The 14,827-nt window shown below is 68.6% G+C and carries 10 protein-coding genes and 1 riboswitch; all 10 genes read right to left on the reverse strand.

Features of this window, described 5'->3' with window-relative positions:
- Positions 1-3: 3 nt before the first annotated feature.
- The 10 genes from ACIA12_RS08675 to ACIA12_RS08720 all read right to left on the reverse strand — a co-directional run bounded on the left by ACIA12_RS08675 (position 4) and on the right by ACIA12_RS08720 (position 14,813).
- The gene (locus tag ACIA12_RS08675) at positions 4-1,725 is read right to left on the reverse strand and encodes an IucA/IucC family protein (RefSeq protein WP_396366304.1); all 1,722 of its coding nucleotides are present in this window, start codon (positions 1,723-1,725) and stop codon (positions 4-6) included.
- Entirely contained in the window at positions 1,722-3,014 is a 1,293-nt protein-coding gene (locus ACIA12_RS08680; RefSeq protein ID WP_396366305.1) for a lysine N(6)-hydroxylase/L-ornithine N(5)-oxygenase family protein, read from the reverse strand. The genes ACIA12_RS08675 and ACIA12_RS08680 overlap by 4 nt, the downstream gene beginning before the upstream one ends.
- Position 3,015: 1 nt before the next feature.
- A complete protein-coding gene (locus ACIA12_RS08685; RefSeq protein WP_396366306.1) occupies positions 3,016-3,549 on the reverse strand; it encodes a GNAT family N-acetyltransferase in 534 nt (177 codons plus the stop codon).
- A 1-nt stretch (position 3,550) separates the two neighbouring features.
- The gene (locus ACIA12_RS08690; protein ID WP_396366307.1) at positions 3,551-5,209 is read right to left on the reverse strand and encodes an IucA/IucC family protein; all 1,659 of its coding nucleotides are present in this window, start codon (positions 5,207-5,209) and stop codon (positions 3,551-3,553) included.
- Positions 5,206-6,696 carry a pyridoxal phosphate-dependent decarboxylase family protein gene (locus tag ACIA12_RS08695; protein ID WP_396366308.1) on the reverse strand — a complete coding sequence of 497 codons (1,491 nt, stop codon included), beginning with the start codon at positions 6,694-6,696 and terminating at the stop codon, positions 5,206-5,208. Before ACIA12_RS08695 ends, ACIA12_RS08690 begins: the two co-directional genes overlap by 4 nt.
- 81 nt (positions 6,697-6,777) lie before the next feature.
- The gene (locus ACIA12_RS08700) at positions 6,778-9,153 is read right to left on the reverse strand and encodes an NB-ARC domain-containing protein (RefSeq protein WP_396366309.1); all 2,376 of its coding nucleotides are present in this window, start codon (positions 9,151-9,153) and stop codon (positions 6,778-6,780) included.
- On the reverse strand, positions 9,143-10,444 hold the full coding sequence (locus ACIA12_RS08705) for a serine hydrolase domain-containing protein (RefSeq protein WP_396366310.1): 1,302 nt from the start codon (positions 10,442-10,444) through the stop codon (positions 9,143-9,145). Before ACIA12_RS08705 ends, ACIA12_RS08700 begins: the two co-directional genes overlap by 11 nt.
- Before the next feature lie 21 nt (positions 10,445-10,465).
- The gene (gcvP, locus tag ACIA12_RS08710; protein WP_396366311.1) at positions 10,466-13,315 is read right to left on the reverse strand and encodes an aminomethyl-transferring glycine dehydrogenase; all 2,850 of its coding nucleotides are present in this window, start codon (positions 13,313-13,315) and stop codon (positions 10,466-10,468) included.
- A gap of 73 nt (positions 13,316-13,388) precedes the next feature.
- Positions 13,389-13,489: riboswitch (glycine riboswitch) on the reverse strand.
- Between the two features lie 21 nt (positions 13,490-13,510).
- Positions 13,511-14,104 (reverse strand): MerR family transcriptional regulator, encoded by a 594-nt coding sequence (locus ACIA12_RS08715; protein WP_396367146.1) that lies wholly within the window; start codon positions 14,102-14,104, stop codon positions 13,511-13,513.
- Between the two features lie 217 nt (positions 14,105-14,321).
- Complete coding sequence (locus ACIA12_RS08720; RefSeq protein WP_164596575.1) at positions 14,322-14,813, reverse strand: bifunctional nuclease family protein; 492 nt, start codon at positions 14,811-14,813, stop codon at positions 14,322-14,324.
- Between the last annotated feature and the right edge of the window lie 14 nt (positions 14,814-14,827).

Genomic DNA, 14,827 nt, shown 5'->3' on the forward strand with positions numbered 1-14,827 from the left:
CAGTTACCACTCGCGAACTGGTCTGATGCTTTTCACTCCGTGCAGAGGGTTGGGCATCCGGCCGGTGACCGGGATCGGGGGCCGGGTGACGAGGTCGGTGTAGCCGAGGGTGAGGCGGTAGCCGTTGAGGGGATAGCGGGCGAAGGTTTCGCCGAGCAGGGCGGTGGCTTCGAGGCGGTCCTCGTACTGCGGGTGGGCACGGGCGTACTCCTCGATCTCGCCGCGGAGGATGCCCCAGAGTTGGTCAGGCGCGATCAGCTGGAGGTCTGCCAACGGGTTGAGGACGCCGAGGAAGAGGGCGTCGACCAGGTACTGGCGGAGGATGTGCCAAGGCTTACGAGGCAGGACCCGGTCGTGGGAGTCGGGTTCGGGGCCGCGGGCCGGGATCGGCTCGGTGGAGATGTTGACGTCGTCGATGAGGTCCTTGATCACCAGGCGGGCCGGCAGGCCGTCGGGGCCGCAGATGATGGAGAGGTTCTCGCCGTGGGGGTTCACCGTGATGCCGTAGTGGTGCATCAGGTGGAGCAGCGGGCGGACGAGGGTCGAGATGAGCTCGGCAAGCCAGACTGTGGCGTCCGTATCGCCGATCAAGGCCGCCACCAACGGCTCACCGTTGACGTCTCGGTGCAGTACGGCGGCCAGCGGCCAAGCCGTCTCTCCCGACCGCAACCGCGGCGTCAGTGGGTCCCTCCAGATGCAGCCGAGAGTCTCGGTCCACTGATAGGGAACCCCGGAAGACAACTGCGGATGCCGCACGGTCACCGATGCGACCTCGCCGAGCAACTCGGTCCCCAGCCGGTTGAAGACCTCATCGCGGTACCAGAGTCCGCGCAGCCATTGCGTCACCATCGGCGCCGCCAGCGAGCAATGCGGCGGGATGCCCCGGTACACCGAGGTGTTCAGGATCTTCAGGGGAAGCTTGACCTGGTACCGGCCGGGGTTCGACGTGTTGACCATGGTTCGGATCGACTGGGTCGGCAGGTAGTCGTCCGGCCCCTCGCCCAGGACGATGATCTCGCCGGTTGCCAGTTCTCGCGCCCACTGGGTCGCTACTACGTGGTCGAGTTGCCACGGATGACAAGGCAGCCACACGTACGAGTCCGGGTCGACCAGCTGGGAGCGGAAGGAGTCCCAAGTCGAACCGAGTTCCTGCTTGAGTACTGCATGCTCGGACAGCTCCGGAGTCCCCCGGAACTCGGCCAGGCCTCGGCGCACGGCCAACCAGACCAGGCGGAGCGGAGTACGGGCCTCTGGGGTGTAGCGGAGGCTGTCGGCGGCTGAGAAGCCCAGGCGTCCCTTGTTGGCCACCAGCAAGGGATGGCCGGTCAGGTGTCCTTCAAGAGCCGTATGCGACAGGCCAACGAGCGACGCGTTGGGCAGCGCAGTAGAAGCCAGCTGTACGTCGGCAGCCAACGTGCTGGACAGTTCGGCCACATACCCAGCCACTGTGGACCCGGAGAGCCCGAGAGCCTCCGCCGCGTCCACCAGGAACTGCACTGGGTCAGTGGCCTCCTCGCTCTCGTCATTGCCGAGGATGCCGGCCGCAGTACGGCGTACTGACCCAGGGATCACCTGATAGCTGCCGAACCCACCACGTGTCGAGGTGAACGTGTAGGTGGCTGCACCGAACACCAGACGATCACCGTCAGGCTGCAGGAGATCCTCTGTGCAGAGCTGCGAGATGAGCTTGGCCAGGAGTGAGGCAGAGCTCTCAGTCCAGCTCATCCCGGGATGGAGAAGGTAGTGAACGCAGTGGACTTGGGCAGCCGGAAGATCTCCCTCCCGGCGATGCTGTTGAGGATGGTCGCGTTGCGGATGGCGCCGATACCCAGGTCAGGTGCTGCTACCCCGTGGCTGTGCAGATCCGCGTTCGCAACGAACAGCCGACCGGTCAGCGGGTCATCAGTGCTGATGCTGTGATCCCTGTTCACCACCCACCGCCCGGCGGCATCCCTGTGCACCAACGGATCCAGTGCCGTGAAGAAGGGCAGTGGACGATTGCGGTAGCCAGTAGCCGCCACTACGGCATCCGTCACGTGCTGGAAGGTCCGCCCGCTGTCAGCGTGCCGCATGGTCAGCTCGATGCCGTCAGGGCGAGCAACCGCAGACTCCACGGCCACTCCGACCTGCAGCTCTACTGGTGCCACCGCCGAGGCACTGAGGTCGCGCTGGTAGAGCACGTCGTGGATCTCCTCCAAGGTGTCCGAGGAAATTCCCTTGTAGTGCCGCCACTGATCCTTGACCAGCCGATCGCGCGTCGACTCCGCCAGTTCGTGGAAGTAGTCGACGTACGACGGTGTAGTCATCTCCAGGACCAGCTTGGAGTAGTCCAGAGGCGTGTACGCCGCTGTGCGGGTCAGCCAGGCCACGCCCGGCCCACCCTCGGCATTGGCCCGCAGCAGGTCCAGCGCGCACTCCGCACCCGACTGGCCGGATCCCACCACCGTCACGCGCCCAGCCCGCAGGAGGTCGTCGCGGCGGTACAGGTAGTCGGAGGAGTGCAGGAACCGCTCCGCGGGCAAGTCGGCCAGAGCAGTCGGTACTGCGGGCTCAGTGCCAACGCCGACCACCAAGTGGCGGGCCCTGAACACCTCAACCGTCCCAGCGCGCTCCACTGTCAGCACAAAGGCATCACCGTCGAACAACACCTCCGACACGTGGTGCCCGAAGTGCAGCGAGTCCAACTGCGCCGCACTCCAACGCAGGTAGGCCTCGTACTCACGCCGCGTCGGGTGGAACTTCTCCCGCACGTAGAACTGGTAGAGCCGGTCGTTGTCCCGCAGGTACGACAGGAACGACAGCGGATGCGCCGGCTCGACCAGACTGACCAGGTCGGCCATGAACGACACCTGCAGCATCGCGTCGCCAAACATCAGCCCGCGGTGCCAGGTGAACTCGGGCCGGCTGTCCAGCACCGCCAGCTTCACCTCGTCCAGGCCACTGGCCAGCGCGGCCAGGCCCAGGTTGAACGGGCCACACCCGATCGCGATCACGTCGTACGGCTCGGTACTCATCTCAGGCCTCCACGGTCCGGGTGTGGACCATCAGTAGTGCTTTCTTCTCGGGTAGCTCCAGCTCCGCGTGGGTGACGAAACCAGCGGCCTCGAACGCGCGGATGGATGGAAGATTCGTGACATCTGGCTCGGCGACCACGCGCTGGCTGAGTGGGTCGGCCCGGAGCAGGGCATCGGCCAGCGCACGCAGCAGCCGGCGCCCCAGTCCCCGGCCGAGCCGGTCGGTATCGCCGATCGCCACGTGGATGCCCCAGTCGTGCTCCTGCCAGGCGTAGAACTCCGCCAGCCGGTCGTGCCGCACCCTGTACAGCTCGACGTACGCGAAGTCCTCGCCGTCGACAGAGGTCAGGCAAGGGATCGAGTGCTCCCCCGCGAGCTGCTCCTCCAGAGCCTGCGCCCAGTGCTCGACCGACCAGTCCTGGCACCACCACTTCTGGATGTGCGGCTGCACCATCCACCAAGCGATGGTCGGGGCATCCGACGACGTGGCCGGCCGCAGGTCGAAGCCGCTGTCCAAGTGGAGCAGCGGCGCCACATCACACCTCACTGCGCGCACCCAATCGCAGGGGATTCGGTATGTCCAGATAGACCGACTGTGCGTCGAGTGGAGCGACTACCTCGTCGATGCCGCGCAGCCGGGTCATCATGTTCGCCTTGCACGGCAGCTGGTCCGCAGACAGCCAGCGCTGGGCCAAGCGGTCGCCACGAGGCCCAGCAGCCTTCAAAGACGGCAGCGCCTCCGACAACCGGTCGCGGACCACCTCAAGCAAGGCATCCTCGTCCGCCAGCCCATCCACGGCCAGTGAGCCCACCACCGCGAGCGCCTGGTTGTGCAGCAGGTAGTAGGTCAGCCGGTCGTCGACGATCGCGTCATCCACCACGGCCAGCGTCGAGTCACTCAACCCGGTCACGTCCAGCAGTCCCCGCAGGTACGACGACGCGAGGTAGTACCCCTGGTTGTCGCGATAGGCCCCACCAGCAACCCGTCCTGCGTCATCCAGTCGGACCAGGGTGTTCTGCTGATGCGCCTCCAGCCCGATGCCCGTCTCGGCGTACAGGTGAAGCATCGGGACCAGTACTTCGTCCACATACGACGCCACCCACGCCTCCGCCCCGCCATCGCCATGACCAGCGACAGCAGCTCCGAGCCGACTCAGCTCACCCGGCCGGGGTGCCGCCAGCCCCGCCAAACACGCGTAGCTGTCAACACCAGCCGGTACTTCGCGCACAGCGACGTCCAGCCCGGTCAACAGCGGCCCACCCTCGTCCAGCGCGACCCAGGCCGGGTCCCGGACAATGGAGAACCGGGGGTGCGCCGTCGCAGTACCAGCGTTGTAGGCAGCGTCGAGGAGCCGGTTGATCTCCAGACCGCGGCGCAGCTCCGTCGGCGTCGACTCACGTCGCGAGTTGGTGATGCGCAGTCCGAGCGACAGCTTGAGCATCACGGGCAGGTCCGGGTGGTACACCGTGCGCAGACTCGAGGTCGGATACCACTTGGCGCCCAGCGGCCCCAGCGCCTCCATCCGGCCGTCAGCGATGAGCGAGGCGATCCGTGGCCGCTTCAGCACGTCAGCGGCCTGCCAGGGATGGGCCGGCACCAGCACCCGGCCGTCTGGTGGCGTGATGCCGGCCAGCGCCGCCATTAGCTGCAAGGCGTCCAGTCCCTGCAGTGACGGCGCGCCGGCCACCTGGTCCGAGGACACCAACTCGGCGTCCACTGCGAACCAGTGCACCGCGAAGCGGCCGCCCAGCTCCGGCGAGTACGCCGCCAGCTCGGCACCGCTCAACCCGTCTCGGCTCTTCGGAGCCGGGTGGTTCAGGTGGCCGAACAGCAACGCCTGCTCAGCCTCGAGAAAACGTCCGGGGCCATGCTCACCGCGGTCGGCCACGAAGGCACTGACGTTGCGGACGGACTCCGCAGTACGGGCGGCGAGGTCGTCGATCTCGGCCGGGTCGGCGTCGACCGACAGCAGTCGCACCAGCCGCTCAGGAGTCACCGGCGCGCCGTCCACCCGGACCTCTGCAAACTGGTGCAGCCCGGTCCTCGACGCGTGCAGCACCGTCGCCGTCACGATCGACGACCCGACCTCCAGCGTCAGCGGACCGGTCGTGACCGGCACGGAGGTCTCCCGCGTGTAGCACCGCAGGATCGCGTTGAGATGGGCTTCGATCGCCACTGAGTCCGGTGAGGTCACGCTGCTCCTTCGCGAGGCAGGACGTCGTGACCGGTGGCCACGACCTGGTCGAGCAGTTCCTCGATGTCCGTCGCGGTGGCATTCGGGTTCAGCAGCGTCAACTTCAACGCGACCGCCGCCGGACGGCCGCCGTGGGCCGGGATCCTGGTCCGGCCGATCAGCACCCGTCCCGACGTCAGCAACCGGCGCCGGACCTCACCCTGGACGGCATCCAGTTCGGAGGCCGCCAGCCCCTGCCCGGCGACCCGGAACAACACCGTGGTCAAGGTCACCGGCGCCAGCAACTCGAGGTTGCTGTCGGCAACGACCCGGGCCGCGGCGGCGTGCGCGAGCTCGTGACAGGTGTCGAGCATCCTGCCCAGTCCGGACCGGCCGTATGCCGTCAGCGTGGTCGCGACCTTCACCGCGTCCGGCCGGCGGGTGGTCTGCAGGCTGCGGCCGAGCAGCCCGTCCAGTCCGGAGTCGATGTCGTCGGCCGGGTTCAGGTACTCCACCGAACGGCCGAGCGAGGCGAACCGCTCCCGGTCGGCGACGAGCAGCATGCTGGTCGCGGCGGGCTGCCAGCCGATCTTGTGCAGGTCCAGCGTCACCGAGTCGGCGGCCGGCAACTCGGCCAGCAGTGGCGCGAGCCGGTCCGAGAACAACGCGCCGAACCCGTACGCCGCGTCGACGTGCACCCAGGCCCCGTACTGTCGTGCCAGCCCGGCGATCTCCCCGATCGGGTCGATCGAGCCGTAGTCCGTCGTACCGGCCGTTGCGATCACCGCGAGCGGCAACCGGCCAGGCTTCGCCAGCTCATCGGCCAGAATGTCCAGCCGCATCCGGAAGTCACCATCGGCCGGGATCGTGACGGCCGCGTCCTCCCCCAGGCCGAGCGCCGCGCACGCACGCTGCACCGAGAAATGGGCGAGCTCGGAGCAGAACACGACCGGCTTCTCCAGCCCGGCCAGGCCGTTGCGGCGTACGTCGATGCCGAGCGCGGCGGCCGCGTTGTCCCGAGCGATCAGCATGGCGAGCAGGTTGGAGATCGAGCCGCCAGGGGTGAGCACGCCATCGGCAGCCGGGCCGAACCCCGCCATCGTCGCCAGTGCCCGGACCACCCAACGCTCGATCTCCAGCGTCACCGGGCCGGAGTCGTAGGTGTCCATCGATGCGTTGCTCGCGGACGCCAGCGCATCGGCGTCGACCGCGACCTGGAGCACCGGCGGCTGCAGATGCGCGGCCGCATGCGGGTGACTGAGATCGATGCCGTCCCGATCGAGCAGACCGGCGATCAGGTCCAGCGCGGCGGACTCGCCGACCCCCGTCGACGGCACTCGCGGAGCACCCAAGGTCTCGGCCGTCCGCTGCTGCACAGCAGCCGGAGTACCGGCCGGCAGCGGACCCCGTTGGCTGTCCCGCACCGTCGTTGCCAAGGGCCAGCGATGCAGCTCCACCACCCGCTGATCGCGATCGAAGGGACTATGGGGAGCGTCGAGGGACGACATCCAGCTTCTCCAGGGAAAGTTGTCGAGTAAGGGAACCCTTACTTAGGTAGCCCTAACCTACTAACCTCGAAGCAGTGAGTGTCAACCGGGGGTGGCCTGCAAGAGATTGCGGACCTCATCGGCGGCCGGATCCGCGACATGGTCGTAGAGCGCGATCGCACGCTCCCAGTGCGGTCGCGCCAGGCCCGGCCGGCCCGCCTCAGCCTCGACCGATCCGAGCAGGTGACGGATGCCCGCCTCCCGGTTGTCGCCCGGATGGCGAACGGCGATCGCAAGCGCCAGTTCGAAGTACTCCGCTGCCGTCACGAGGTCGCCGAAGCTCCACCAGGCCCGCCCCAGATGCTCGAGCGCATCGAACTCGGCCATCACCGGGCCCTCGACCCGCGACCGCTCCAGTACGCCGGTCAGCATCGCCAGCCCCTGCTCGTACCGGCCGCTCTCGGCCAGCGAGAAGCCCATGTACATCAGGTGCATCAACGGCCCGTCCCCGGCGCCGCGAGCCCGATGGTTCGCGATCACCGCATCGAACGCGGCCCGCTGACCGGCCAAATCGCCGATCGCGCCGGCGGCCATCCCGGCGACGAGATTCGCGTTGGACTCCGCCAGTACGAAGTCCACCCGCGGCGCCAGTGCCAGCGCCTCGGCCGCGAGCTCAACGGCTTCAGCGGCGGCACCGGTCCGTACCAGGACGGTCCCCAGCTCGACCAGGCAGCAGGCCACCTGCATCGCGTCCTGCCGCGCTCGGGCCAGCGGCAGCGCCAATCGCAGGTAGCCCTTCGCCCGGTCGTACTGACCGAGTGCCAGGCAGATCTGTCCCAACGCGGTCCACAACCGATCAGGCTCCGCCTCCGGCGGGAGATCGCAGTCCAGCGCGGCGAGGAGCGCGTCTCGCGCCTCGGCGAACTGCATCCGGACGAGCGAGAGCCGGTGGACACCCCAGGCCATCCGGGCCGCGATCAGCCGCTCCTGCGGACCGCCGCCCGCCGCCGCGCGAATCACCCGGAGCACGTTGCCGAGCTCACTCTCGAGCCAGGCCAGCGCCGCTCGAGGATCGGTGACGTCCTCGGCGCCGGCCGACCAGCCCGTTGCTTCGACCGGATGCTTCTTCGACGGTTGCAGCTCGCTCGACCGCCACACCATCGCGAAGTAGCACTGCAGTTCGCGCCGCCGAATCCGATCGCGCTCCGAACCGGTCAGCTCCAGATCAGCCCGTTCACGACCGACATCGCGAACCAGGTCGTGCATCCGGTACTGCCGCAGTGCCGGTGTCTCCAGCAGGTGCACGTCGACCAGCCGCTCCAGCAGGTCCTCGGTCTCCTCCATCGGAAGGTCGAGCACCGCGGCCGCCACCCGCAACGGAAACCGGTCGCCCTCCAAGACAGCGAGCACGGGGAGAGCGAGCGCGCAGGCGGGATCGCCGGCCCGACCGCTCGCGGCCAAGGCCTGGACCGACAAGTTGATGCTCGGGCCGACTCCCCTGCCGGGCGCGCTGAGCACCTCCAGCCGCTTGTCCCCGGCAGCCAGCAGCCCGGCCAGAACCGCCAGCCCGCCGCCCTCCTGGATGCTGGGATGGCTGCCCGCGATCCGTACCGCCAACGGCAGCAATCCACACCGCCTGACCACCTCGAGGGCCGCTTCGGGGTCAGCCTCGACCTGCTCGCGCCCAGCCACCTCACCGAGCAGAGCGACCGCCTCGACCTCGCTCAGCACCTCGAGGCCGAGGTAGCGGACTCCCGGTACGGTCGTGAGCTGATTCCTGCTGGTGATGACCACGGCCGACCCCGACGTACCAGGGATCAGCGGCGTCACCTGTTCCGCGCTGACCGCGTCGTCGAGCAGCACCAGCATCCGCCGGCCGGCGATCGAAGTACGGTATCGACTGGCGGCCGCCTGCACGTCCGACGGATCGTCCGCGGGCGGCACCTCCATCGCCGCGAGCACCGTAGCGAGCGCCTCGGCTGCCGGGACCGGCCGGCTGCCACCACCCAGGTTGAGGTAGAGCTGACCGTCGGGGTAGTGCTCCGCCGCCAGCCGGCAGGCCTCGACCGCCAGCGTGGTCTTGCCGATTCCCCCCATCCCGCCGACGGCCGAGATCACCACGCTCGGTGCGACCACGTCCGCCTCCCGAAGCAGCCGCACCAGGTCGTCCAGTTCCTTCGTCCGGCCGGTGAAGTCGTCCAGACCGGGAGGCAGTTGCCGAGGAATCCCCGACGACTCGCCGCGGCCCCGGCCCGCGGCCGCCGCAAGCTGCTCCTGCTCCGCCGCCGAGAGACCGAAGGCCGCCGCCAACTGGTGCAGGGTCGACTCGCGCGGGTACCGCCGGCGACCACCTTCCAGGGTCCGGATCGCGCGCACGCTGAGGTCGGCCCGCTCAGCCAGCGCTTCCTGGGTCAGCCCGGCTCGACGCCGGAACCCCTTCACCAACTGGGCAACGCTCAGCGCATGGTCAGCTGCCATAGGGCGTGCGGGTCAGGGTGAAGGTGGCGAGGTCGAGGTGGGTGATCCGGTCACCCTCCCGGATCACTCGCAGGCGTTCGCCGGCGAAGTAGCCGTCGCGGCCTTGGTAGAGGTCTGGGCCGATGGGTGAGAAACGACACGGATAGCCGGTGGTGAGCTGGAGGATGCCGCCGACGACGGACATCGTCATCTGGGTGTTGCCCCAGTACCAGTGGCCGAGGAGTTCGGAGCCCTGCGCGAGTTCGGGCTCGGGGATCCACTCGATGGGCAGCGCCGGCTCGTACGACGCGAGGATGCGCATCAGGTCCAGGGGCACGGACGCGCATCTGCCCGAGGTCGAGTTGGCGAGCGTGACCGCGCCGATGCGGCGGACCCGGTCGACGAACAAGCCGGCCATGAAACCCGGCATCGAGCCGGTGTGGCCGACGAACAGGTACGGGTCGTCCGCGTGCATCCGCAGACCCAGCCCGTACGACGCGGTCAGCGCCTCGCGCGGATCGGCGGCCGTCGGAGCGGCCATCTCGTCGACGGTGTCGCGGCTGAGCACCTCGTAGCCGGGGTCGATCCAGAACGCGGCGTACTTCGCCAGGTCCTCGATCGTGCTCCACAACTGCCCGGCCGGCGCCATCGCGCCGGAGTCGTACGCCGGCTCCAGATCGAGCCGCCCGCTGAACGGGTGCACCGAGTATCCCCTGGCGGCGGGAGTCACCGGGAAGTACGTCGTCCGCCGCATCTCCAGCGGGTCGAGGATCCGCGCCGCCACCAACTCCATCCACGCGGCGCCGCGCAACCGCGCGACCACCTCGCCGAGCAACGCGTAGCCGAGGTTGGAGTAGTGATGCCGCCGATCGGGCTTGCCGGCCGCCTGCGACTCGTCCATCGCCGCGGTCAGCGCCTCGAACGAAACACCCGGATTGCGTTCCCACCAAGGGCCTTCGGGCTCGGCGTTCATCCCGCCCGAGTGCGCGAGCAACTGCCGGATGGTCAGGTCGCCGAACGCCACCCCGGAAAGATGCTTGCCCACGGCATCATTCAGCGCGAGCAGTCCGTCGTCGCGGCACTGCATCACCAGGATCGCGGTCATCGTCTTGGTGATCGACCCGATCCGGTACTGCACGTCCGGACCGGGCGCCAGCGCCTCACCATCCACGATCTGCCCGCGGGAGCCGGTCCACGCCAGCGCGCCGTCCTTCAGCACACCGGCTGCGATGGTCGGCAGTCTGGTCTCACTCTGAGCCGCCGCGATCTCGGCGTACAGGGCCGCGGCGGTGTCAGAACGTACGTCAGTCACCTGAACAAGTATGCCTTCCGGCTACTCGAACGCTTCCGGGGACGGGCAGGAGCAGATCAGGTTGCGGTCGCCGTAGGCGCCGTCGATCCGGCGGACCGGCGGCCAGTACTTCGTGGTCCGGTCGACCGACTGCGGGAAGGCGGCCTCCTCGCGGGTGTAGGCGTGCTCCCACTTGTCGTTGATCACCGACGACGCGGTGTGCGGCGCGTTCACCAGCGGGTTGTCGCCGGCCGGCCACTCCCCCGCCGCGACCCGGTCGATCTCGTGCCGGATCGCGATCATCGCGTCGCAAAAACGATCCAGTTCCCCTAGATCTTCCGACTCCGTCGGCTCGACCATCAGCGTGCCGGCCACCGGGAACGACATCGTCGGCGCGTGGAAGCCGTAGTCGACCAGCCGCTTGGCGACGTCGTCGACGGTGATGCCGGTCTCCTTGGTCATCGGCCGCAGATCCAGGATGCACTCGTGCGCGACCAGCCCGTTCTCACCCGTGTAGAGCACCGGGAAGGCGTCCTCGAGCCGCTTGGCCACGTAGTTGGCGGTAAGTACGGCGGCCTTGGTCGCCGACGTCAGCCCCTCGGCGCCCATCATCCGGATGTACGCCCAGGAGATGGCCAGCACGCCGGCCGAGCCGAACGGCGCGGCGCTGATCGGGCCGACGCCTGACTCCGGGCCGGCCTGGTCGAGCAGCGGGTGGTTCGGCAGGTACGGCGCCAGGTGCGCGGCGACCGCGACCGGGCCGACACCGGGGCCACCGCCGCCGTGCGGGATACAGAACGTCTTGTGCAGGTTCAGGTGGCTGACGTCGCCGCCGAACTCGCCCGGCCTGGCCAGCCCGAGCAGCGCGTTCAGGTTCGCGCCGTCGACGTACACCTGGCCGCCGTGGTCGTGGACGATCTGGCAGACCTCGGTCACGCTCTCCTCGTACACGCCGTGCGTGGACGGGTAGGTGATCATGATCGCGGCCAGCTTCTCCGCGTGCTCAGAAGCCTTGGCGCGCAGGTCGGCCAGGTCGATCGTGCCGTCATCGTTGCCCTTGACAACGACAACCTTCATCCCGGCCATCACCGCGGAGGCGGCGTTGGTACCGTGCGCGCTGGCCGGGATCAGGCAGACGTTGCGATCTTCGTTGCCCTGGGCCCGGTGATAGCCGCGGATCGCCAGCAGCCCGGCGAGCTCACCCTGCGAGCCGGCGTTCGGCTGGATCGAGACCTTCGCGTAGCCGGTCACCTCGGCCAGCCAGCGCTCCAGCTGGCTGATCAGCTTCACGTACCCGGCGGCGTCCTCGATCGGCGCCAGCGGGTGCATGTCGGCGAACTCGGGCCAGGTGACGGCTTCCATCTCGGTGGTCGCGTTCAGCTTCATCGTGCAGGAGCCGAGCGGGATCATGCCGCGGTCGAGCGCGTAGTCGTAGTCGGACAGCTTGCGCAGGTACCGCAGCATCGCCGTCTCGGACCGGTGTGTGTTGAAGACCGGGTGCGTCAGGTACTCCGAGGTCCGGGCGACGGTCTCGGCCAGGGGCTCGCCGTTGAGCGCCGCGTCGTACGTCACGCCGAAGGAACGGCAGACCCCGACGAGCGCGGTCGCGTCGGTCTTCTCGTCACACGAGATGCCCACATGGTCGGCGTCGACCTCACGGAGCCAGATGCCGTTCTGCCGGGCGGTGTCGACGACATCGGCCGCCCGACCGGGGACCCTGGCCAGGACGGTGTCGAAGAACTGGTCGTGCACGACCTCGACGCCACCGGCCTTCAGCGAGGCGGCGAGGCTGTCCGCGTGGCGGTGGACCCGCTCGGCGATCGCCTTCAGCCCCTCAGGACCGTGGTAGACGGCGTACATCGACGCGACGACGGCGAGCAGCACCTGCGCGGTACAGATGTTCGAGGTCGCCTTCTCACGCCGGATGTGCTGCTCCCGCGTCTGCAGCGCCAGCCGGTACGCCGGCGCGCCGTCCGCGTCGACCGATACACCGACCAGGCGACCCGGGAGCTGGCGCTCCAGGCCGTCGCGCACCGACATGAACCCGGCGTGCGGGCCACCGTAGAACAGCGGTACCCCGAAGCGCTGGGACGACCCGATGACGATGTCGGCCCCCGCCTCACCCGGCGCCTCGAGCAGCGTCAGGGCGAGCAGGTCGGACGCGACCGCGACCAGCGTCTCGCGCTCGTGAGCCGCCGCGATCAGCGGCTTCAGGTCGCGGACGACGCCGCCGGAGCCCGGGTACTGAACCAGGAAGCCGAAGAAGTCGCCGTCCGGCAGACCGTCGGAGGTGTCGGCGACGACGATCTCGATGCCGAGCGCCTCGGCTCGGGTCTGGACGACGGCGATCGTCTGAGCGAAGCAGTCGGCGTCGACCAGGAAGCGGTTGCTCTTGCTCTTGCGGTTGGAGCGGTGCGCCAGCGTCATCGCCTCGGCGGCCGCGGTGGCCTCGTCGAGCAGCGACGCGTTCGCGGTCGGCAGGCCGGTCAGGTCGGAGACAACGGTCTGGAAGTTCAGCAGCGCCTCGAGCCGGCCCTGGGAGATCTCCGGCTGGTACGGCGTGTAGGCGGTGTACCAGGCGGGGTTCTCGACCAGGCGGCGGACGATCACCGACGGGGTGAACGTTCCGTAGTACCCCTGGCCGATCATCGAGGTGGCGACGTTGTTGCGCGCGGCGAGCTGACGAAGCTCGGTCAGCGCGTCGACCTCGGAGGCGGGCTCGGGCAGCCGGAGCGGCTCGGTCGAGCGGATCGAGGCGGGCACCGCGGCGTCGACGAGCGCGTCGACATCGGCGTACCCGAGGGTCTCGACCATGCGCGCGATCTCGTCGGAGCGTGGGCCGATGTGCCGGTCGGCGAAGACGGCCGATACCTGAGCAGGCGATTCAGTCATTGTGAGGAGGCTCCGTTGCTGACAATTGCCGGTGGCCTCCCCCTCTGTCACGCGTCGCGCGCTTCAGAGTCGCCTAAGACACTCGGTCCATGGGCCTGAGAGGTTCCGGGGAGGAATTGCCCCTTCGGCGCCCGACCAAACAACCGGAGGTCAGGACTCTCCCGAGTGTTGTGTACGGCTGAGAACTAGGCTACCTCAGCCGGTCATCCGGGCCCGGCGGCGGGCAGCGAGCTCGTCGTTGGCGTGGTCGTCGCCGGTCTCGCCGTGCGCGTCGAGACGCTCGGTCGGCAGCTCCGACAGCGATCCCTCGACCTCGCGCCAGACACCGCCGAGGGCGATCCCGAAGACGCCCTGGCCGCCGGCCAGTAAGTCGATGACCTCGTCCGGCGAGGTGCACATGTAGACCGAGGCGCCGTCGCTCATCAGCGTGATCTGGGTCAGGTCGTCGATGCCACGCTTGCTCAGGTGGGCGATGGCGCTGCGGATCTGCTGCAGCGAGATGCCCGCGTCGAGCAGCCGCTTGATCACTTTGAGCAACAACACGTCGCGGAAACCGTAGAGTCGCTGGGTGCCGGAACCGCTGGCCGGGCGCACGGATGGTGAGACCAGTCCGGTGCGGGCCCAGTAGTCCAGCTGGCGGTAGGTGATACCGGCCGCGGCGCACGCCGTCGGGCCGCGGAAACCGACGTCATCGGGCATCGGCTTGAGGTCGTCCTCGAAGAGCAGACCCTGAACGCCGGCGGTGACGGCCGCCTCGGCGTGTGCTTCGGACGTCGACTGCGCCGTCAGATCAGTGTCGCCGGTGCGTGTCACGCCTGAGCCTCCCTGGGTACCGACTGGAACGGATCACATCCGTGGAGTTACAACGCCCCACGACTCCTTCAAGGTAAGCCGCCGCTCAGGCCGGGTCAACGACAACCGCCCCGAGCCGGATGCGTGTCGCGGATCCGATACGAATCGTTACCTGTCCGACCTTGTACCAGCCCGGTCCAAGTCGGGACCCTGATCAGCTCTTGTCGAAGTCCTCGGGCGTCACGTGGTCGAGGAATTCGCGGAAGCGCTCGACCTCTTCCTCCTCCACCACCTCGTCGTCCTCGTTCTCGCTGTCCGGTACCGGGATGCCGGCCTCGGCCAGGATCTCCTCGGTGCAGAACACCGGCGTACCGGTCCGCAGCGCGAGCGCGATCGAGTCCGACGGGCGGGCGGAGATCTCGGTCTTGTCGTCGAAGACCAGGATCGCCTCGAACACGCCGTCGGTCAGGTTCACGATCCGGACCTGGCTCAGGGTGTGGCCGAGCACCCGGATCGTCTCCGCGAACAGATCGTGGGTCAGCGGCCGGGGCGGTTCCATCCCCTGCTGGGCGAAAGCGATGGCGCTCGCTTCGGCCGCACCGATCCAGATCGGCAGGTACCGCTCGCCGCCGACCTCCCGGAGCAGCACGATCGGCTGACTCGAGGGCATCTCAACCCGGACTCCGACCACGTCGACTTCGCGCACATCTCCAGCCTACT

The sequence above is a fragment of the Kribbella sp. NPDC051620 genome (assembly GCF_044453825.1).
Classification (GTDB): Bacteria; Actinomycetota; Actinomycetes; order Propionibacteriales; family Kribbellaceae; genus Kribbella.